Source organism: Ensifer sp. Root142 (assembly GCF_001426785.1).
Classification (GTDB): domain Bacteria; phylum Pseudomonadota; class Alphaproteobacteria; order Rhizobiales; family Rhizobiaceae; genus Ensifer; species Ensifer canadensis.
This window is the reverse complement of record NZ_LMFK01000044.1, coordinates 249712-270445: the sequence shown is the minus strand read 5'-3', so window position 1 is coordinate 270445 and position 20734 is coordinate 249712. Positions and strand designations below refer to the sequence as shown.

17 protein-coding genes are annotated in these 20734 nt (G+C 62.8%); 6 read left to right on the top strand and 11 right to left on the bottom strand.

All coding sequences use genetic code 11. The features are described 5' to 3' along the window. Positions 1-326: 326 nt before the first annotated feature. The gene (gene uvrB / locus ASD52_RS29820) at positions 327-3365 is read right to left on the bottom strand and encodes an excinuclease ABC subunit UvrB (RefSeq protein ID WP_057214366.1); all 3039 of its coding nucleotides are present in this window, start codon (positions 3363-3365) and stop codon (positions 327-329) included. A gap of 646 nt (positions 3366-4011) precedes the next feature. Between uvrB and ASD52_RS29815 the strand changes: the two genes are divergently transcribed. After that, a complete protein-coding gene (locus ASD52_RS29815; protein WP_063991878.1) occupies positions 4012-5079 on the top strand; it encodes a FecR domain-containing protein in 1068 nt (355 codons plus the stop codon). A 72-nt stretch (positions 5080-5151) separates the two neighbouring features. On the opposite strand, the gene ASD52_RS29810 is transcribed toward ASD52_RS29815, so the two are convergent. Together ASD52_RS29810 and ASD52_RS29805 are read right to left on the bottom strand one after the other, a co-directional pair. Next, positions 5152-7323, bottom strand: coding sequence for an adenylate/guanylate cyclase domain-containing protein (locus ASD52_RS29810; RefSeq protein WP_025427302.1), 2172 nt, complete (start codon positions 7321-7323; stop codon positions 5152-5154). A 6-nt stretch (positions 7324-7329) separates the two neighbouring features. Continuing rightward, positions 7330-9084, bottom strand: a complete 1755-nt coding sequence (locus ASD52_RS29805; protein ID WP_025427301.1) for an adenylate/guanylate cyclase domain-containing protein — start codon at positions 9082-9084, stop codon at positions 7330-7332. Positions 9085-9389: 305 nt separating this feature from the next. Here ASD52_RS29805 and ASD52_RS29795 point away from each other — a divergent pair, with 305 nt between their 5' ends. Beyond that, positions 9390-10052 carry an aspartate/glutamate racemase family protein gene (locus tag ASD52_RS29795; RefSeq protein ID WP_025427299.1) on the top strand — a complete coding sequence of 221 codons (663 nt, stop codon included), beginning with the start codon at positions 9390-9392 and terminating at the stop codon, positions 10050-10052. Between the two features lie 199 nt (positions 10053-10251). Here ASD52_RS29795 and ASD52_RS29790 read toward each other — a convergent pair whose 3' ends face one another. After that, entirely contained in the window at positions 10252-10473 is a 222-nt protein-coding gene (locus ASD52_RS29790) for a hypothetical protein (RefSeq protein WP_025427298.1), read from the bottom strand. 97 nt (positions 10474-10570) lie between these two features. Here ASD52_RS29790 and ASD52_RS29785 point away from each other — a divergent pair, with 97 nt between their 5' ends. Further along, a complete protein-coding gene (locus tag ASD52_RS29785; protein ID WP_025427297.1) occupies positions 10571-11128 on the top strand; it encodes a GNAT family N-acetyltransferase in 558 nt (185 codons plus the stop codon). 22 nt (positions 11129-11150) lie between these two features. On the opposite strand, the gene ASD52_RS29780 is transcribed toward ASD52_RS29785, so the two are convergent. After that, entirely contained in the window at positions 11151-11594 is a 444-nt protein-coding gene (locus ASD52_RS29780) for a TIGR02594 family protein (protein ID WP_025427296.1), read from the bottom strand. Positions 11595-12397: 803 nt separating this feature from the next. Here ASD52_RS29780 and ASD52_RS29770 point away from each other — a divergent pair. After that, positions 12398-12751 (top strand): DMT family protein, encoded by a 354-nt coding sequence (locus ASD52_RS29770; protein WP_025427294.1) that lies wholly within the window; start codon positions 12398-12400, stop codon positions 12749-12751. A 61-nt stretch (positions 12752-12812) separates the two neighbouring features. Here the strand turns inward: ASD52_RS29770 and ASD52_RS29765 are convergent, their stop codons facing one another. The 6 genes from ASD52_RS29765 to ASD52_RS29740 form a co-directional block, all read right to left on the bottom strand. Next, on the bottom strand, positions 12813-13487 hold the full coding sequence (locus ASD52_RS29765; protein ID WP_057208710.1) for an RDD family protein: 675 nt from the start codon (positions 13485-13487) through the stop codon (positions 12813-12815). A gap of 372 nt (positions 13488-13859) precedes the next feature. Further along, on the bottom strand, positions 13860-14684 hold the full coding sequence (locus ASD52_RS29760; RefSeq protein ID WP_025427292.1) for an ATP-binding cassette domain-containing protein: 825 nt from the start codon (positions 14682-14684) through the stop codon (positions 13860-13862). 51 nt (positions 14685-14735) lie between these two features. After that, on the bottom strand, positions 14736-15518 hold the full coding sequence (locus tag ASD52_RS29755) for an ABC transporter permease subunit (protein ID WP_051509170.1): 783 nt from the start codon (positions 15516-15518) through the stop codon (positions 14736-14738). Positions 15519-15619: 101 nt separating this feature from the next. Further along, positions 15620-16573 (bottom strand): aliphatic sulfonate ABC transporter substrate-binding protein, encoded by a 954-nt coding sequence (locus tag ASD52_RS29750; RefSeq protein WP_025427290.1) that lies wholly within the window; start codon positions 16571-16573, stop codon positions 15620-15622. Positions 16574-16763: 190 nt separating this feature from the next. Continuing rightward, on the bottom strand, positions 16764-17354 hold the full coding sequence (locus tag ASD52_RS29745) for a hypothetical protein (protein WP_025427289.1): 591 nt from the start codon (positions 17352-17354) through the stop codon (positions 16764-16766). Between the two features lie 11 nt (positions 17355-17365). Continuing rightward, entirely contained in the window at positions 17366-17752 is a 387-nt protein-coding gene (locus tag ASD52_RS29740) for an acyl-CoA thioesterase (RefSeq protein WP_025427288.1), read from the bottom strand. 213 nt (positions 17753-17965) lie between these two features. Between ASD52_RS29740 and ASD52_RS29735 the strand changes: the two genes are divergently transcribed. Both ASD52_RS29735 and ASD52_RS29730 read left to right on the top strand, forming a co-directional pair. Then, the gene (locus ASD52_RS29735; protein ID WP_057214291.1) at positions 17966-19780 is read left to right on the top strand and encodes a methyl-accepting chemotaxis protein; all 1815 of its coding nucleotides are present in this window, start codon (positions 17966-17968) and stop codon (positions 19778-19780) included. A gap of 286 nt (positions 19781-20066) precedes the next feature. Further along, on the top strand, positions 20067-20618 hold the full coding sequence (locus ASD52_RS29730; protein WP_025427286.1) for a Kazal-type serine protease inhibitor domain-containing protein: 552 nt from the start codon (positions 20067-20069) through the stop codon (positions 20616-20618). The last annotated feature ends 116 nt before the right edge of the window (positions 20619-20734 follow it).

Genomic DNA, 20734 nt, shown 5'->3' with positions numbered 1-20734 from the left:
AGCGGAAGTTAAACGCAGATGCGTTCTCATTTACGGGTTTGATTCGACCGGAACCTCTCAGTTTCTGGAGTGCCAATTTAACTTTCTGCATATCATCCTCGCCGCGCGGTCATCTCGTCTGGTCAGGTCACGTCGACAAGATACTCATAGAAGTGGATCCCAAGCTTGACGCCAGCGATAGGCTTTGCAACCCGCGCCGCCCTCACATTGAATGGCGCTGCGCCTTGAGAAAGGTCCTATCCTTGGCGCGTCTGGTTCGCGCATACTGGGCGTGGTGTGATGAGAGCTGCGCCGGGATAACGCAAACTTGTTCGCCGTTGCCGACGCTACTTCCCCGGCCGCCCCGTCTTGCCCTTCGTCCGCCCCTTCTGACGCTTTTCGTCGACGGGGTCTTCATAGGAACCGACGCCCGGTTTGGCGCGGATGAGCGGCTTGTCCGGCACCTTGCCGATGACGGGTTTTTCGGTGCGGCCGACAGTCATTTCGTCGAGGCTGTTCTTGCGGAAGAGCGACTGGCTCTCGGCATCCTTGCGGCCGGCCGGCGTTGCCACGTCGCGGCCCATTTCGTCGAGTTCGGGCTTGCGAAACAGCGGGCGTTCGGTGTCGGTGCCCGGACCCATGTCGTCGAGCGACGGTTTCTGGAACAGGGAATTGTCGTCCGCGATGGTGGTGGGTCCTCGGCTCAAGGCTGAGGATGACGGCGAGGGGGAGGCCTTACCGCTATTTGGTGCCGTTGCCTTTTTCCGCCCCGTTCCACCTTCGATCGCCTTGGCTTCTTCCCGTGCCATCGGGTCGTCCATGGCGGCGAGTTCGGCGGCTTTGAGGCGCTTGATCTCGTCGCGCAGGCGGGCGGCCTTTTCGAAGTCGAGGTCGGCGGCGGCGTCGCGCATCTGCTTTTCCAGCGCGTTGAGGTGCGCCTGGAGGTTGTTGCCGACGAGGTGGCCGCCATCGGCAAAGCCCTTGCCGGCGACGCCGGAGATGTCGGCGCGCACGTGGTCCTTCTCGTAGACCGAGTCGAGGATGTCGGAGATCTTTGCCTTTACTGATTCCGGCGTGATGCCGTTGGCCTCGTTAAAGGCCATCTGCTTTTCGCGGCGGCGGCTGGTTTCGTCCATGGCGCGCTGCATCGACCCGGTGATCTGGTCGGCATAGAGGATGACCTTGCCGTCGACGTTACGCGCGGCACGGCCGATGGTCTGCACCAGCGACGTCTCCGAGCGCAAAAAGCCTTCCTTGTCGGCGTCGAGGATGGCGACGAAGCCGCATTCGGGAATGTCGAGGCCTTCGCGCAGGAGGTTGATGCCGACGAGCACGTCGAAAGCACCCAAACGAAGATCGCGGATGATCTCGATGCGCTCCAGCGTGTCGATGTCGGAGTGCATGTAGCGGACGCGAATGCCCTGTTCGTGCAGGTATTCGGTCAGGTCCTCGGCCATGCGCTTGGTCAGCACCGTCACCAGCGTGCGGTAGCCGGCAGCGGCCGTCTCGCGGATTTCGCCCAGCACGTCGTCGACCTGGGTTTTCGCCGAGCGCACTTCCACCGGCGGATCGATCAGGCCGGTCGGGCGGATGACCTGTTCGGCAAAGACACCGCCGGACTGCTCCATTTCCCAGCTGCCGGGCGTGGCCGAAACCGAGACGGTGTCGGGGCGCATGGCGTCCCATTCCTCGAAGCGCAGCGGACGGTTGTCCATGCACGAGGGCAGGCGGAAGCCGTATTCGGCCAGCGTCGCCTTTCGGCGGAAGTCGCCGCGATACATGCCACCGATCTGGCTGACGGAGACGTGGCTCTCGTCGATGAACAGCAGCGCGTTGTCGGGGATGTATTCGAACAGCGTCGGCGGCGGCTCGCCGGGATTGCGGCCGGTGAGGTATCGCGAATAGTTCTCGATGCCGGCGCAGGAGCCGGTGGCCTCCAGCATTTCGATGTCGTAGCGGGTGCGCTGCTCCAGCCGCTGGGCTTCGAGGAGGCGGCCGCCCTTTTCCAACTCGGCCAGCCGGTGCTTCAGCTCTTCCTTGATCGCCTTGATGGCGCCATTCAGCGTCGGGCGCGGGGTGACGTAGTGCGAGTTGGCGTAGATTTTTACCGATTTCAGGTCGCCGGTCTTCTGGCCGGTCAGCGGATCGAACTCGGTGATGGCGTCGATCTCGTCGCCGAACATGGAGATGCGCCAGGCGGCATCTTCCAAGTGGGCCGGAAAGATTTCGATGGTATCACCGCGCACGCGAAACGAGCCGCGCTGGAAATCCATGTCGCGGCGCTTGTATTGCTGCGCCACCAGGTCGGCCAGCAGCTGCCGCTGGTCGAGCGTGTCACCGACGCTCATCTGGAAGGTCATGGCGGTATAGGTCTCGACCGAGCCGATACCGTAGATGCACGAGACCGAGGCGACGATGATGCAGTCGTCGCGCTCCAGCAGCGAGCGGGTGGCCGAGTGGCGCATGCGGTCGATCTGCTCGTTGATCGAGGATTCCTTCTCGATGAAGGTGTCCGAGCGCGGCACGTAGGCTTCCGGCTGGTAGTAGTCGTAATAGGAGACGAAGTACTCGACCGCGTTGTCGGGGAAGAAGTTCTTGAACTCGGAATAGAGCTGGGCGGCCAAGGTCTTGTTGGGCGCGAGGATGACGGCGGGGCGCTGGGTCGCCTCGATCACCTTGGCCATGGTGAAGGTCTTGCCCGAGCCGGTGACGCCGAGCAGCACCTGGCTGCGCTCGCCGGAGGCAAGGCCCTCGACGAGATCGGCGATCGCCGTCGGCTGATCGCCGGCGGGCTCGTAGTCGGAGACCATGCGGATCTCGATGCCGCCTTCGGATTTCGGCGGCCGGGCAGGGCGGTGCGGCGTCCAGAGCTTGCCGTCCTTGAACAGCGGATTGCCGCTCTCGATCAGCGCCGACAGCGCCTCCACGGTGGCGGTGACGCCGGAAGTGGACAGCTTGTCGGCATCCTCAAGCGACACGTCGAGGCCGGCGACCGGATTGAGGCCCGCCGCGGCGCGCGTCTTCGGGTCGGTCGTGCCGCCCATGGACGTCCCGCGGGACGTCCTTCCGCTCACGCTGTCGGCGCCTTGCGCCTTCGCTCCGCGTGGGCCTCGCAGTGGCTCGGACGCCCCTTCGGGCTTGCGGCCTGCGGCCGATTTCGCGGCGATCTCCACCTTCTTGCGGTGCTTGCCGGCCTTGGAGGCGACCTCGCGCTGGCTCTCGAAGGCGGAAGCCTCGGCATCGGCCTCGAGCTGTTTCACCCAATCGGAGACGTTGCCGGATAGCGGCGTTCCCGACAGCGGCGCCTGCGGGGCTTCCTCGAAGCCGCCGGGCACTGTGGTTTTCCTGGGGGGATTTTTTGCAGACTTCTTCGGATCCTGGGCCATGGCGGGAATATGGACAGAGTCATAACGAAAATAAAGGGGGAATGAGTACAAAAGGGAAACGAAATGCATGGATTCTTCCGGGTGTTTACCGGTCCTGGGGCGACGGTTTGCCCATGTCGGTGGCCGAGCTTGCCCGCCAACGGGGAGAGGTAGTCTGCGGGCGCATGTGCGACCCCCGATCTAGCAAGATCAACTGGAGCTTGCAGTCGTTCCAACTGCTGCATCTTGCCGTCATCGGTTCCGGCTCAAGAAAACAGCCGGCAATGACGCCAGTCGCAGCTGAAAGCGCGACGCTTGCATCGTGTGCATCTTGGCTTCCCTATGGCCCGGCGGAAGCAGACTACCAGCCCGTTCGCCTTGGCCAGGCAATGCCCACCGTTTCCTCGTCTTCCTGTCGGCTCACGGCAGCTTTCGACGGGTGACTTCCGGTGTGTCGGTGCATTGAGTTGTCTATCTGGCGTTGTATTTGCGCCTGCCGTTCGTGAGGCAACATGCCCGGCGCATCTGGCGTTTTGGACGTATTGTTTTCGCGCCGGCAACGGGGAGGGGTTAGCTTTTGCTAGTTCTGGTTGCCGCCGGTTACCTCGAATGGGCGAGCAGACATCCGGCCATGCCGCGTGGTAAAAAGAGTGGTTTGGAGGGGCTCATGTCGCGTTTGCGCAGTGCCGCACTCATCGCTGTTAGTGCCACGCTTTTTTGTCCAGTGCCGAGCTTTACTGCCGAGCCCATTGGCCAGGCAGTCTCGATCAGGACGGAAGTCTCCGGCAAGAGTGGTCCGTTGGCGGTCAGGGACCCGGTCTACCGGGATGAACGGATCCGGACGTCAAAGTCCGGCCTTGGACAATTCGTCTTTCAGGACGGGACCAAGCTGGCTGTCGGCTGGGGATCATCCGTGGTCATCGATCAGTTCGTCTATGAAGGCAGCAAGTCGGTGAAGAAACTGACGATCATGGCCGCCAAGGGAACCTTTCGCTGGGTCAGCGGCAAATCCAAACATTCGGCTTACGAAATCGTCACGCCGGCCGGCACCATCGGCGTGCGCGGCACGGCGTTCGATTTTTATGTCGGCAGCGATGGAACGACCGCGATGGTGCTGCTCAGCGGCGCGGCGAGCTTCTGCGGCGCCGGCGGATGTCGCCAGCTGACGCAGCGCTGCGACTGTGTGGTGGCAAAGCCCGGCGGCGCCGTCAGCCAGGCCAGCCGTGTCAACCGCCGTACGCTGCAAGCACTCGGCAACGCCCAGGCCTTGCCGTTCTTGTCTGGCGGCCAGCGGCTTTCCGGCGCCATGGGTTGGGCCGGAGGCGGCTGCGGGCTACGGGCTGCAATCCAGCGCGAGAGTTCTCCGGCGCAGCAACCGGATCCGGTCGTCCGCGAAGAGCCTAAGCCGGAAACGCCGCGACCACAAAAGCAGCTTCGCGAACAGGGCCATGACAAGCATGATCGAGGTGTGAAGCACGATCGAGGTGAGAAGCATGATCGCGGTGGCGAGAAGCACGACCAGGGCCGCGACAAGCAGGATCAAGGCGGCGACAATCAGGATCAGGGCGGCGACAACAACGACACCGGACCTGGCAGCACGGAACAGAGCAGCGGCAATCAGACCAACGGCACTCAGAGCAGCGCCGGCCAGAACGTCGGCGCCCAGAGTGGCGGCAACAGCCAGGATGGCGGCAAACGCGGCGGTGGCGACCGTGGTCGCAACACCGGTGAGTAGCAGGAGACCGCGCAATAGGTGCCCCACCGGGCTGCCAAACGCGTCCTTGATGGTGACAATGACGATTGATCGCTACTCGGCGATTCGGCTTTCCTGCTCGGCGGGAACATCGATGAAATGCTCCGCCCGGCGAGTGATCCTGCCGTAGAAGGTCACCAGACCCGGCGTGATCGCCGCCGCCTTGAGCTTGGCGGCATTGGCCAGGCTGCGGCTGGTCGAGGCGCGTGCACGCAGGTTTTCGATCAGCCTCGAATGTAGTCTGTGCAACTCACCGAAGTCGAGCGAAGAGGCGACGCCTTCGTCGCCGGCGACGGCAAAGAGCCGGGTTCGCGTCGTCTTTCCCTTCAGCCCCAGGGCGCCTGCTTCCAGCAGCGCGCAACCGGGCAGCGCCTGCGCCGTCGCTTCCGATACGAGAATGTCGAAGCTCACCTCCTTGCACGCCGCCTCGATGCGGGCGGCGATGTTGACCGTGTCGCCAACAGCCGAATAGTTGAAGCGCGTCTCGGCGCCCATGTTGCCGACACAGGCGATCCCCGTATGGATACCGATGCCGATACCGACCGCCTGCGTCGCGCCGAAACCGAAGGCGTCGTCGGCATTGAGCCGCGCCAAGGTCTCACGCATGCCGAGCGCTGCCCGCAGCGCCTTTCGCGGATGGTTGGCGACATCGACCGGTGCGTTCCAGAAGGCCATGATCGAATCGCCGATGAACTTGTCGAGCGTGCCCTCATTGGCAATGACGTGCCGGCTCAGCGCATCGAGCAGGGTGTTGAGAAAGGTAACGACATCGGTCGGCGCCATGCGCTCGCTGATCTCGGTGAAGCTGCGCACGTCGACGAACATGACCGTCAGTTCTCGATCGTCGCCGCCGAGCCGAAGGGCGTTGCGATTGTGTTCGATCCGATAGAGCAACGACGGTGAGAGATAGCGGCCGAAGGCCTGGCGAACCTCGCGGCGCTCGCGGTCGGTGACGAGGAAGCGGAACGCCGTGGCCGAAAAATGGGTGATGGACGCCGCAAGGATCGGCGCCAGCGGATCGAAGAGCAGGCCGGCATAGGCGAACGCGACCCATGAGGCGACGAGCGCCAGCGCCGTGATCGCCATGCCGCAGGCAAGCGCCATGACGGGACTGACGAAAGTCGTCAACAGCACGAGCAGGCAGCCGGCAATCGCAATCGCCAGGATTTCCAGGCCATTGGCCCAGTCCGGGCGAGAGAGATAGTGGCCGGAGAGGATCTGCTCGACGATCTGAGCATGCAGCGAGACGCCGGGAACATTCTGGCCGAGCGCCGTCGTGCGAACGTCCTGCAGGCCGGCGGCGGAGGTGCCGATGAACACGATGCTGCCTTCGATTGCCGCGCTGACGTCGGGAGACATGTCTCCATCCTCGAGAATGCGCCGTGCGGAGACATAGCGCTCGGTTGTATCGGGACTGACGTAGAGCCAGAGTTCGCCGGCGGCGGTCAAGGGCACGACGAAATCGCCGATCTTGGCAGCCGTCATCGTATCGGGCAGGTCGGGCGCGCCGGCGATGACATAGGTCGATGCGCCTTGCGCCACACGCAGCGCCTCCATTGCGAGACTAGGGTAGAGTTGCTGGCCGTCGCTCAGGAACAGGGGCACCGCTCGCACGACGGCCGAGGAGTCGCTGGGGTTGAGGCTGATATGGCCAAGACCGGCGGCATTGCTCTCCAGTTGCGGTCGCAGCGGCGTGGCCGACAGAATGCGCGGCGGTGCGCCGATCGGACTTTCGCCGGTGAAGGCGAAGCCCGCCTTGACCGGCGGCAGGTAGCTTCCTTCGTTGGTCAACCCGAAGCCGAGGACGACGGGCTTTTCCGCGATCGACTGTGCAAAGACCTCGTCATTGTCGGGCAGGCGCTCAAGCAGCGTGGGATCGATCTCCGGCACGTCGCGCAATACGTTGCGTGGCGACAGCCGATCCGGCTCGGCAAACAGGATGTCGAAGGCGATCGCCGACGCCCCCATCTCCGCCAGCCTGTCCGTCAGCTTCGCCAGCCGGTCTCGCGGCCAGGGCCATTGCCCGAAGGCGCGCAGCGAGGCTTCGTCGATATCGACGACCTTGACCGGCATCGGCTCGTAGGCGCGCGGGGACAGCCGCTGATATTCGTCGAAGGTGACGTCGCGCGCCTGTTTCAGAAGCTGCGGATCGCTGGCGCGCAGCAATGTCAGGACTACCACGACGGCCAGACCGATCACGACGCCGAGCTGTTGCGCACGTGTCATGGCGCCTCACGGTATAGCGGGCAGGCCCGCCTTGCGCAGCCCGTCGGTGAAATGCGCGTAGTCGGCGGGATCGACATAGGCGGTGAGGATCTGCCAGTAGCGCTTGAGATCAGAGGGGGCGTTGGCGATCGCCTCGTCGATAAGCTTGCAGGTATCCTCCGTGCGCCCGAGCTGGCCGAGGCAGGCGAGCACAACGACCAGATTGAAATAGGTGCGCCGCAACAGCAGTCCGCGCTCGGCATGGTGCTGCGCCTCCTCGTAATTGCCGAGATGATAGTGGGCAAGCGCGAGCCGGTTAAGGAAGAGATAGGTCAGCGGATCGTGCGGGCTCAGACGCAAGGCCTTGTGCAGTGGATCGAGCGCTTCGGCGAAGCGGCCGATGAAAATGCGGGCCCAGCCGAGTGCCATATAGGCCAATGCGAGATTGGGGTTGAGATCGATCGCCTGCTGCGCTTCGGCAACGGCCGCATGCGGACGATGGGCTGCGAAATTGGCAAGGCACATGACGTAGTGCGAATAGGGATCCCGATCTTCGAGCGCGATGGCGCGCTCGGCTGCGGCGAGCAGTTCAGTCCTGTCGCGGTCGATATCGTCGCTGAAGCCGAAGAAACATCGGGCGTAGAGCGAACGCGCCAGCATCATATGGGCGCGGCCGAAATCCGGATCGAGCGCGATGGCACGACGATGCCAGTCGATCGCCTCGGAGAAATGCGCGGCCGTGTCCTGGGCGTTGTGCAGCAGCGTGCCGCGCATATGGCATTCGTAGGCGTCGAGGTTCTCGGTGCCGCGCAACAGCGCTCGCCGATTTTCGCCGATCAGAATTTCCGGCTCGATGGCGGCGACGACGTGCTGGGTGAGTTCGTCCTGGATGGCGAAGATGTCCGCCACTTCGCGATCGAAGCGCTGCGCCCAGAGATGCACGCCGGTCTCGGCCTCGATCAATTGCCCGGTGACACGCACGCGGCTTCCTGATCGGCGCACGCTGCCCTCGACGATGTAGCGCACGCCGAGATCGCGGCCGATCTGCTTCGCGTCCGCTGCGTGCCCCTTGTAGGCGAAGGAGGAGTTCCGCGCGATGACGAAGAACCAGCGACAGAGCGAGAGCCCGGTGATGATGTCCTCGGTCAACCCGTCGGCGAAGTAGTCCTGGCCGGGATCGTCCGACATGTTGAGGAAGGGGAGCACGGCGATCGACGGCTTGTTCGGCAGGCGGAGCGGCATGCCGGGCAGGTCGGGCACCGTCGGGTCTTCGCGCCAGTCGACGCTGTGCACCAGCACCGGCCGCGGCATGTTCTTGAGCGTCTGCTCGCCGAGCTTGACCATGGGGAAGTCGAGCTTGCCCTCGATCTGGTCGTGCAGCGTTCCCGAGATGCAGACGCCGGCCGGTCGCGCCACCTGCTGCAGCCGCGCTGCGACGTTGACGCCGTCGCCCAACAGGTTTGTGCCTTCGACCACGACGTCGCCGAGATTGATGCCGATGCGGAACTCCATGCGTTTCTCCGGCGCCAGATCGGCATTGCGGCGTTGCAGGGCGCGCTGGATAGCAACGGCGGCGCGGACCCCCTGGACGGCGCTGTGGAACTCGGCGACGACGCTGTCACCGGCAGTGCTGAAAATGCGACCGCCATGCTCGGCGACGAGGTCGCCGATCGTGGCGCAATAGGTGCCCAGCGTCGCAAGCGTACCTTCCTCGTCGGTCGCGACGAGGCGACTATAGCCAGCGACATCGGCAGCGAGGATGACTGCGAGCTTCCGTTCCAAAGGGGCAAGCCCCTCCCGCGGCGTACAGCTAGAGGAAATTAAGGGTAACGTAATTTAGCAATATCTAGAAGCGCGAAAAGCGCGGCGATCGTGTGTCGGCATCGATTGCTGCGCCGATTTTGGGGCCATTTGCGGGCCGAAGGCGCTTTCGCCCGTGGATTGCACGTTTGAAGCGATGGAAGGACCTGCGTTGTGTTGGGGGCCTCAATCCCTGTTTCCAGCCGGCGACGTAACGTGCGAAGTTTACCGGCAGCGAGTGGCCGACGGCGACCGCAAAGCGCGAATCCAGCGTGAGGGAAAGCATCTTGATCATCGCGTGCCTGCATACCGCCGACAGCAACGTCGCCGTCTTCGAAGCCGCCGCGCGCGAACTCGGCCTTGCCGCGGGCGTGCTTCGCCATGCGGTGCGGCCGGACCTGCTCGAGGCTGCGGAACGGGCAGGCGGGCTCACCGACGATATAGCCGAGGAGACGGCTGCAGCGCTGACGGCGCTTGCAGGCGGCGCCGACGCCGTGCTCCTCACCTGTTCGACGCTCGGGCCGAGTACCGCGATCGTGCGTGAAGCGCCGGTGCCGGTGTTGCGGACTGATGCCGCGCTTGCCGAAAAGGCAGCGGCGATCGGAGAAAAGGTGGTGGCGCTCTGCGCCGTCGAAACGACCGTGGCGCCGACCACTGCGCTTTTTGCCGAGGCCACGAAGCGAAAGGGTGTGGCGCTCGAGGTGCGTCTCGTCGCAGGCGCATGGGGTCTGTTCAAGGCCGGTGACCGCGATGGCTATCTCGCCGCAATCGCCGATGCAGCCGACGCCGCCTATAACGATGGCGCGGCGATTGTCGCTCTCGCTCAAGCCTCCATGGCCGGGGCGGCCGAGCTTGTGCGTCGAGGAACGCGCCCCTTGACGAGCCCGTCTGCGGGGCTGAGCGCCGCGTTGGAACAGATCGCGCAGATGGCCTCGCGGGTTGCGCGATGAGTAGAGTGTTTGATTGTTGATTCAGGTGTTTAGGGCGAAGATTTAAAATTCGGAATCCGGTTGCCGGCATCACGGATTGCCGTGACGCGGCGGGTCTATGCGGAGAGGATCTTTCGCCCAGCAGCCAATTTTGGAACCGTGCTGTCTTCCTTTCAACCCCGCCGGCTTGATTGCCCCAGACGTCGACCTCCATCGGGCGCTATGCCTCGATGGTCATTCGCGCCATCCAGAGGCGTTCGGCGCCGCCTTTGAAGATGAGGCGAAGCAGCCGCTCGACTGGTTCGTCAACCGGCTGACCATCGCCACGGTCATTGGCGGTTTCGATGCTGCCGGCGGGCTTGTGCGTTATGCGCCTGACGGTTCCGCCGGGGGCGGATCGCGTGTGGTTGGCGAAGATATGGGGATAAGCGTTTGTCTTCATGGAGAAAACTCTAGAAACGTATCGTCGTTATCGCTTACTTGGGCGTTCTATCGAAAGACTGTTTCGACGGACCAAATTCCGTCGATAGGATGCCGCCATGAACGCCCTGATACGACTGACCCGTGAAGACGATGCGCCAGCGCTGCCCGATATCGAGAGATCGTCGGGTGAGGCATTTCGCACCGTGCCCGAGCTTGCCTGGATTGCTGACGACGACGTCCAGTCGGTCGCATCGCATCTGGAATTCGTTCGCTCCGGTCTTTCCTGGGTTGCGGTCGACGATCGCGACCGCCCGCTTGGATTTCTTTGCGCCGAGATCAGCGATGGTGCTCTGCACATCTGGCAGCTCGCGGTGCTGCACGAGCGGCAAGGCCTTGGACTTGGGCGCGCCTTGTTCGCAGCCGCTATCGCGCATGCGCGCGACCGCTCGCTTGGCGAGGTGACGCTGACCACGTTCCGCGAACTCGTCTGGAACGAGCGCTTCTATCGCAAGCTCGGCTTCCTGACGCTCGGCGAAGAAGAGCTCGGCTCGCGGCTGGCCCAGATCCTGGCGAAGGAGGCGACAAACGGCCTACCGGCCGAGCGGCGCTGCGCGATGCGCCTGTCGCTCGACGGTGCGCAGCCGGACATGCGCGACGATAGCCTCGTTCGTTGACCGCAGATCTTTCCGTCGTCGGCTAACGTCTAACTGCGACCACCTGACCGCGGGTGAACTGCGAAACCGTGACGCGACCCGATTGGTTGCCGCCAATCACCTTCGCCGTCGATTTGGACAGGGCGGAGATGATGCCGACGTGATAGCTGCGGCCGGTGCGCACAACGATGATGTCGCCGGGACGGGCATAGGACAGCTTGACCGGCGCGCCGAAACGCAGCCAGGAGCGGGCGATGCCGAAGCTTTGTGGCGGTGTTCGGCCAGCCTTACGGGCTATCAAGCCCATGAAGTGGCCGCACCAGGGGGTGCGGGCCGGATTGATGCCGAGCGCGGTCCGGAGCCGCTTGTTGTTCTTGACCTCGTGCAGGCCGTTATATTGCTGGGCCTGGGCCAACATGCCCGCCGTGGCCACATCCGGTGTCAAAAGCGCGACATAGGCAGCCGCGAGAAACGCCAGGACCTTCATGGTCAGGTCTCCTTGCCAAGTTGTTTGGTGCGTGCATCCCGGATGTGCCTGGCGATCGCCGAACACTGCCCCCGGTTTTCATCTGCATCGATCACTGTTTTCGGGGATATCGGCGGTTCGCGCCTCGTGCGTTGCACCTTGAACGCAGCATCAGCGCGTCGGCGAACCGCGATGAAACGCGGTGCCAACTTCACGGCGATTGCCGTCGGAGTGTGGTATTCCCCTGCCTGTCCCGTCGGACGGTGCGCGGACTTTGCTCACCGTCTGGTGCAAAATTGTGGCAAAGGGCAAAAAATACGAATATTCGTGCGCAATCTAATCCATTTGGGTTAGATATCGCCGTGTTTTCTGGGTTTGGTGCGTTATTTTTGTGTTCTGCCTGGCCCCTGGCGCAGGCACCGCGATCCATTGATCGCATCTTCGGGCCCTAATTAAGGCAGCAATGTCAATTGTAGCCGAATGCGGCAGAACGGGCAAAGCCATGGAAAGGAACAGGAATCGACGCGGGCGGCCGCAAAGGTCGGGCGACCGCGCACCAAGGCGCCGGAGGTCGGGCGGCAGAAGTTGATGGATGCCGGCGCGTCGCTGTTCCTCGAACGCATAACTCCATGCGACGACGATCAGCGGCATAGCTGCGCCGACCGGCGCAAATTAACGTCTTTACAGCAGTTACCGGGATTTTTTCAACGACAAATTCAGGTCTCGTGCGCTGCCGATCGCGCGTCTCAGATGATGTTTGCGCTTGTCATAGCGCGAGCGGCAAGATCATCCTGCCGGAACGATTCGCGCCTTCGAGGATCCTCATGTCGTTCTCCATCAATCCGGCCTATCTCTGGCCGATCCTGCTGCTCCTGATCTCCAACGTCTTCATGACATTCGCCTGGTATGGGCACCTGAAATACACGTCGTCGCCGCTGTACATGGCGATCGTCGCCAGTTGGGGCATTGCCTTCTTCGAATATTGTCTGGCCGTGCCGGCAAATCGTATCGGCCACGAGGTCTACTCCGCGGCACAGTTGAAGACGATGCAGGAGGTAATCACGCTCTTGGTGTTCGCGGCGTTCTCGGTCTTCTGGCTGAAGGAATCGATCGGCTGGAACCATCTCGTTGGCTTCTCCCTGATCGCCATCGGTGCCTCGTTCATCTTCAAGGGGTGAGCGGGTCAGCCTACTGCATAATTCCTTAAATCGAATCTGCTTTAGCGGTAAAATTATGCAGCTAGTTCAAAGCGTTACAGCGTTCTTGGCGCGTCCTGTTTGACGCGCGGCGCTGTAATGGCGTCATCTGTCCGTCAGGACGCTGTCGCTGCAGGTGAACCCGCCGTTCGCTGAACGGTTCGCCTGACGCGACATGGGAGCCAGTCAGACGATCGTAGATTGTCTGGCCGCGCCAGCGCATGAAGGGAAAAACCCACCAGATCAGAGCGAAAAGCGTGAAGACCAGAAAGCTGGCCAACAGGATGACCTGGGCGGGAGCGCCGAAAACAGTCACGGTTTCGACTGCATCCATCAGAATGTCGCCGGTGCCAAAGATCGCTAACGCCGACAGGAGCATCATCGGCGCACCGAATACAGTGAGCAGTATTGACGGCAGCATCCGTAACGTCTCTCGCTTGGCGGCCGAGGCAAACGGCAGCGGTTCGCCGTTGCCCTGAACCACGCGCAAGGCGAGCAGCCGTTTGCCGGGCGTGGTGCCGAAGCGTGCTATGAAGCCGGCACTGCACAAGCAGAAGAAAACCAGCGGCGCGAGTTGGTCCAGAACGCCGCGTCCGACCTGCATGGATTCAAATTCAATCGGCTTGCCGGTCTCGTCGATCGCAAGACTGATCGAGCGTTGTGCCGGTTTGTCATCAACATCGATCAATGTTGAAACGAACGCCCTGCCTTCGGGCACTCCCCATATGGACGTCATGCAGATCTGGTTCTCACGCGTCTGTCCTGTGGCGAGCGGCCATTCGCGGTCGATTCTATCTGCAAGCGCGCTCTGCCCGGCAGGTTCGCATTGGGTTGTCGCGGAAACGAAGAAGCGTGGCGCTCAGGGAAGAACGAACGCAAGGGTGACCGCAATAACGATTGCGACGACGTAAAAGAGCAGAGTGTCAATCACAAAGGCTGCGAAGCGGCGCCAGAAGAAACGCGGAGGAACGGTATCGGCGGTCGCTGAGTTCATGTTCCAACCTACTATGCGGGCAATGATTGCATTGCTTCCACGGAGGGTTGTGTTCGTCAATGGGCATCGTCCCAAACAGCGATCGAAAGCGGCACCTTATCCCCGGCCGAACAATCGATCCAGGATTTGCCCTTCGAGCCGGGCGGTTTCGGGGCTGCCATGTCGGCGCGGGCGGGCGAGCGGGATCGACAGGTCGAGCGCAATGCGGCCTTCATCGATGACGACGACGCGGTCGGCAAGCGCCACGGCCTCGGCCACATCGTGGGTGACAAGTACGGCGGTAAAGTTCTGTTGTTGCCAGATGCGCTCCAGGAGCTGCTGCATCTCGATGCGCGTCAGGGCGTCGAGTGCGCCAAGCGGCTCGTCAAGCGCCAGGATGAAGGGGTGAGCGACCAGCGCCCGGGCCAGCGCCACGCGCTGCTTCTGCCCACCCGACAGCACCGACGGCCATTCCTCAGCGCGGTCGACAAGACCGACGTCTTTAAGGATCTGGAGCGAGAGGTCGCGGGCGACTTCGCCCTTGGCGATGCCGGTGAGGCCGATTTCGACATTGCGGCCGATCCTCGCCCAGGGCAAAAGCCGCGGCTCCTGAAACATGATGCGGCTGCGCCGCTCCGACGCCCTGCCGCCGGCAACGGTCAGGGTGCCACTCGTTGGGCTATCCAGCCCGGCGAGGATGCGCAGCAAGGTGCTCTTGCCGCAGCCGCTCTTGCCGATAACGGCGACGAACTGCCCCTGCGGTACATCGAGATCGATGCCGTCGAGAACGGTCTTGTCACCGAAGCGTTTGGTGATGCCGCGGAGCGAGAAGGCGAGCGGAGCGTTTGTCGAAACTGGTGACGGCGAGGTGGGAGCCAGGCTGGTCGCGGGGGTGTCGCTCGCTTCCTGTTTCTGTTTTGGATGTAGGGCGATGACGGACATCGGGATTGCTCCATTTTTCCTCGGGATCGGGCTCGTCCAGTTCAACGGCAATCAGGCCGGCTGGAAGGCCGGGTGCCATTGCAGCGTCAGTCGCTCGAGCAACCGTGCGAAGCTATCTGCGAGTTTGCCGAGCAGCGCGTAGATCAGGATCGACAGGATGACGACATCGATCAGCAGGAACTCCCGTGCCTGCATCGCCATGTAGCCGAGGCCTGAGGAGGCCGCGATCGTCTCGGCCACAATCAGCGTCAGCCACATGATGCCGAGCGCATAGCGCAGGCCGACGAAGATTGCCGGCAGGGCGCCTGGCAGGATGACGCGGAAGAAGAGTTCGCGCCTCGACATGCCGTAGATCCGGCCCATCTCCACGAGCTGCGGGTCGACTCCCTGGATGCCGAGCAGCGTGTTGACGTAGATCGGGAAGAAGACGCCGAGCGCGACGAGGAACAGCTTGGCCTCTTCGTCGATGCCGAACCACAGGATGACCAGCGGGATCAGTGCCAGATGCGGAATGTTGCGCACCATCTGCAGCGTCGTGTCGGTCAGATCCCGGCTCAAGCGTGACAGGCCGTTGGCAAGTCCGAACGCAAAACCGATCGAACCGCCGATGACAAAACCCGAAAGTGCCCGCAGCGTGCTGATGCCGATGTTTTCGACAAGCTCTCCCGAGGCGAGGAGACGGACGAAGGCGGCAAGCACGGCCGAGGGCGGCGCCATCACGCTCTCGGAAATCAGGCCCGCGCGGGAAGCCGCTTCCCAGGCAAGGATCAGGGCGGCGGGCAGCAGCCAGCCCGCAAGGTTGCGCGCGACGGTGTTCGGTGCGGTTCTCACCATGGCTTAGGTCCTCGTCTGTTCGGGGCCTTCTGTCTTCGCGGCGCCGGCGCCGAAACTTCCGTCTCGACGCCGGCCGGTTCTCGCCTTGGGAGGGAGAGGGATCAGTTGCCCGGCGCCGTCCAGACAGCATCGGAAATGGTGATCTGCTTGGGGATGAGCCCGAGCTTGAAGAAGCGATCGGCGGTCTGCTGCTGGCCGGCGACGATATCGTCGGTGATCGGCCCGATCGAAAAGACGCTGCGGTTCGCCGCGATCGTCTGTGCCTCAAGCGGCACGCCGGTCACCTCATGCAAGGCGGCCGCCACCTTGTCGCGGTTGGCGTCGGCCCAGACGGAGGCCTCCTTCAGCGCTGCAATCGTGGTGGTGACGGCGTCTGCATGGTTGGCAGCGAAGTCGCGGTTGGCGAGGAAATAGGTGTTGACCTTCAAGGTCTCGGCCGACGTCGTCAGAATGCGTGGCTTGTAGCGCGTTTCGGCGATGGCGAAGAATGGATCCCAGACAGCCCAGGCATCGATCTTGTCGCTGGCGAAGGCGGCCGCCGCATCGGCGGGGCTCAGATAAACAGGGGTAACGTCGCCGAAGCCGATGCCTGCCTTCTCCAGAGCAGCGACCACCAGATTGTGGGCGCTGGTGCCCTTGCCGACACCGATCTTCTTGCCCTTGAGATCCGCGAGCGTCTGGATCGGCGAGCCCGGCTTGACGAAGATCGCTTCGCCCTTGCCGTTCGACGGAAGTGCAGCGGCATAGACGATCGCCGAGCCGGCGGCCTGGCCGAAGATCGGCGGTGCGTCGCCGGTCCAGCCGACATCGATGGAACCGACGTTCAACGCTTCGACCAGCGGTGGCCCGGCGGTGAACTCCACCCAGGAAACGGCGATGCCTTTCGGCTCCAGCGCTTTCTCGATAACCTTCTGCTGCTGGGCGACAACAGGCAGGCCGGTCTTTTGGAAGCCGATGCGGAATTCCTTCAGCTCTTCGGCCATGACGCCGAAGGAGGCCAGTACTGCGGCGGTGAAGAGGCCGGTGCCGAAAAGCCGTCTGGTCAGTTTGAACATCTGTCCCGCTCCTGTTTGCTGGCGGGCCTAGGGCGCCGTCCGGTGAACTGGGATCAGTGTAAGAGAAGAATATAAAATTTATGGAGTTTGTTTGTTTTGTTGTCGGCGCATTTTGCGGAACGCTTTTGCGGCAGGAGAGGCAGCTCGGGAATAACGTCATTGTGGTGGTCAAGAACAGCCTTGGCGGTGTTCAATCCAAGAGGTCGAAGGCGCGGTACATCCAGACAAGCTGATAGGTGACGGCGCCGATGAGGAACGCGGCATGGAAACGCCGGTTCGGCGTCCAGGCGGCGATCAGGCAGAGCACAATGTAGGTCACGTTGCGGATCGGGTATTCCAGTCCGTAGGACGTGAAATAGGCCTTGCCCTTGAGCGCGGTGTCGACGAGGTCGACGGCAAAGGCGAGTGCCAGAAACGCAAAGAACCAGCTTCGCCGCGACATGAAGTAATGCTCGTAGTCGCTGTAATCCTCCAGTGTCGTCGGAAACAAGAGCACGCAAAGAAAGAAGAAGACGCAGCAATAGAGGATGAGAAAGAGATAGACGGTGACGTCAAGCACAGGCAGGGCATGGAGGTGGAATTCCCACCACCAGAAGTGCACGAGAAAGACGAACATGAACAGGACCCAGCCGAGGTGGATCCAGTAGACCCCGGTCTTTCCCGGATGCTGCACGAAGAGGGCAAGCCCGCTCAGCAGTCTCGCAAGGCTGAGACTGACGACCATGCCCATGACGACGCGGATATGCGAGAAAATCGCCGGATCAGGTAGGGTCGGATCCATGAACGCTCCTCCTATTCCTCCGGTACCGCCTTCGGCTTGCCATTTTCGTCGAGCGCGACCATGACGAAGATCGCGTCGGTCACCTTTTCCATCAGATGCGAGAGATAGCGCTGCGCCCAGGCCTCGACCTTGAGCGTCATCGATGTGCGTCCGACCTTGACGACATCGGTGTAGATGCAGAGCGTATCGCCGATCTTGATCGGTAGCGCGAAGGCCATTTCCTTCACCGCTGCCGTCACCACGCGGCCACGGGCCCGCTCGGCGGCGCGAATGCCGCAGGAAAGGTCCATCTGCGCCATGACCCAGCCGCCGAAAATATCGCCGGCGGCATTGGCGTCGGCAGGCATTGCGAGCGTGCGCAAGGTCAGTTCGCCGGTCGGTTTGTTGTCTGCGGTCATGCGGCCTGTCTCCCTGTGTCGGGAAAGATGTAGCGCATGGTTGCTTCGTCAGGGAAGAGCGGCGGGCGACAAATCGCGTTAGTCCATGATGGCGAACGCCATTCCTTTCGAAGGTGATAATTCAGAATTGTAAAAATTAGGGATCGTTTGTTAGGGGCTTTGCAAAGCGCGGTCCCTATCCTGCACGCTTCTACTGGAGGCAGGGGACTGGGGATGAAACGATTCAGGATTTCGGTGCGGCTCTACGCGCTCGTCGCGTTCGCACTTTTGACCATGGCGGCGGCGCTGACCTTCGGTCTGCTTCAGGCGCAGGACAAGCTCGTGGGCGAACGCAAGGCGATGCTGTCGGCAATGAACGAGAACGCCATTGCGGTGTTCGACGCCTACCACAAACAGGAAGTGGCCGGCACGCTGTCGCGCGAAGACGCGCAGAAGCGCGCCCTCGAAGCGATCAAGGCGATGCGCTACCAGGGCAGCGGTTACTTCTGGATCAACGACATGCATCCGACGATGATCATGCATCCGATCAAGCCGGAACTGGATGGCAGGGATCTTTCCGCCAACAAGGATCCCAATGGCAAGCACCTCTTTGTCGAATTTGTGAAGACGGTGGAAAAGAGCGGGCAGGGCTTCGTCGACTACTACTGGCCGAAGCCGGGCGCCGACGAGCCTGTGCTGAAGTATTCGCACCTCGCCGGCTTCAGGCCCTGGGGCTGGGTGGTCGGCACCGGCGTCTATTCCGACGACCTCACCGCCATGTTCCGTGAACGCGCGTGGCAGGTGGCCGGCATTCTTCTCGCCGCGGCGCTGGCGATCGTGATGGCGGCGCTGGCGATCGTGCGCAGCGTCGTCAAGCCGGTCGAAAAGCTGAAGGCCTCGATGCGGTCGATTGCCGATGAGGACCTGTCATCCGAAGTGCCGGAAACCGACCGCGGAGACGAGATCGGCCAGATGGCCAAGGTTCTCGTCGTGCTGCGCGACTCGGTGCGCGAGCGACTGGAGCTGCGCTTCCGCGAGGCCGAGCAACAGGACAGGCTGGCGTCCGAGCGGCGCGGCAATGAGCAGCGCCAGCGGGCAACGGCCGACGCACAGGCCGATGCGATGGAGACAGTCGGTGCCGCCCTCGAACTGCTGGCAAGCGGTGACCTGACGGCTGAAATTGGCGATATCGCCCCTGAGTACGGCAAGCTGAGGCAGGACTTCAACACGGCCGTTGCTGCTCTGCGCGATGTCATCGGTTCAATCTCGCATTCGACCGAGATCGTCACCGCCAGCGCTGGAGACATTTCGGAGGCGGCCAACAACCTGTCGCGCCGTACCGAACAGCAGGCGGCGGCACTGGAAGAGACGGCAGCTGCCCTCGACGAGATTACGTCGACGGTGCGTCATTCCTCCGACCGGGCCAACGAAGCGCGCAACATGGTCGATGAGACCAGGGCGAGTGCTGCGAAATCCGGCGGCATCGTGCGCAATGCCATCGACGCCATGGGGCGGATCGAGACCTCATCGAGCCGGATCAGCCAGATCATCGGCGTGATCGACGAGATCGCCTTCCAGACCAACCTTCTGGCGCTGAACGCCGGCGTCGAAGCGGCGCGGGCAGGCGAAGCCGGCCGTGGCTTTGCCGTGGTTGCGCAGGAAGTGCGCGAACTGGCGCAACGTTCTGCCGGTGCCGCCAAGGAGATCAAGGCACTGATCGGAACATCGGTGCGCGAAGTTGGCGCCGGCGTCGAGCTCGTGCGCTCGACCGGCGATGCGCTGACGGAGATCGAAGCGCTGGTCAACCGCGTCAACGAACAGGTCGCCTTGATTGCAACGGCAGCCCGCGAACAGGCGACCGGCCTGGCGGAGGTCAATACCGCCGTCAACAGCATGGACCAGATGACCCAGCAGAACGCCGCCATGGTGGAGGAGACGACGGCAGCAAGCCAGACGCTCGCAGCCGAGAGCCGCGAACTGAAGATGCTGCTGACCAAGTTCCGGTTGCGGGAAACAGCAAGGCAGACCGCTTACGGTCGCGCTGCCTGAGCACGACGCCAGCGTGATCAATGAAGGGCCTGTGTGCGGCAGCACGCGGGCCTTTCTGCATTTCGGACTGTATGCGGCACGCGCCGATCAAGCTGAAATTTGAGTGCGGTGTGAGGCGGGTTCGGCTTGCTCCCGTTCGTTGACGACCGAGCAGTTCAACCATTGGTTTGTCGAAGCGGGAGCGGGCTTGACCAATCCGTGTGCGGAGATAGATACGGCTGAACGGGAGGTGGAATGACGCGGCATGGCGCCGGGTCGCCTGTCTGCCGGTGTTAGAGGGATATTGATGGCGCTTCTCAGACTTCTTTTTACGCGGCCGGGGGCGGCAATTCTGTTGGCATTCGGATTTCTGTCCGCGTGTACCGTCGTGGTTGACGAGCCGAGGCCCGGTCCGGGGCCGATCCGTCCGCCGATGTGCACGATGGAATATGCGCCGGTCTGCGGGGCGCGGGGCAACCGCACGCGTACCTTCTCGAATTCGTGCCAGGCGCGGGCCGACGGCTTCAACGTAATCCACCGCGGCGAGTGCCGCCCGGATTACCGTCCGCCGGAGCCGCAGCCGCAGGCCTGCACGCGTGAATATGCTCCGGTGTGCGGCCAGCGCGGTCGCCAGCAGCAGACGTTCTCGAATGCCTGCATGGCGCGGGCCGATGGCTTCCGGGTGGTTTCGCCAGGCGAATGCCGCCGCGACGACGACCGTCCGCCGCAGGGCCAGTTCTGCACCCGCGAATACGCACCGGTCTGCGGTCAACGCGGCAGCAGAGTTCAGACCTTCCCGAATTCCTGCGAAGCGGGCGGCGCCGGCTTCCGGGTCGTACACCCCGGTGAGTGCCGCTAAGCACGCCTACTGCATGTTTCCTCAAATCGTATTCGATTTAAGGATAAAAACTGCAGCAATTCAAAGTGCTACAGCGACCTTTGCGCGTCTAATAAGACGCGCGGCGCTGTAAGCTG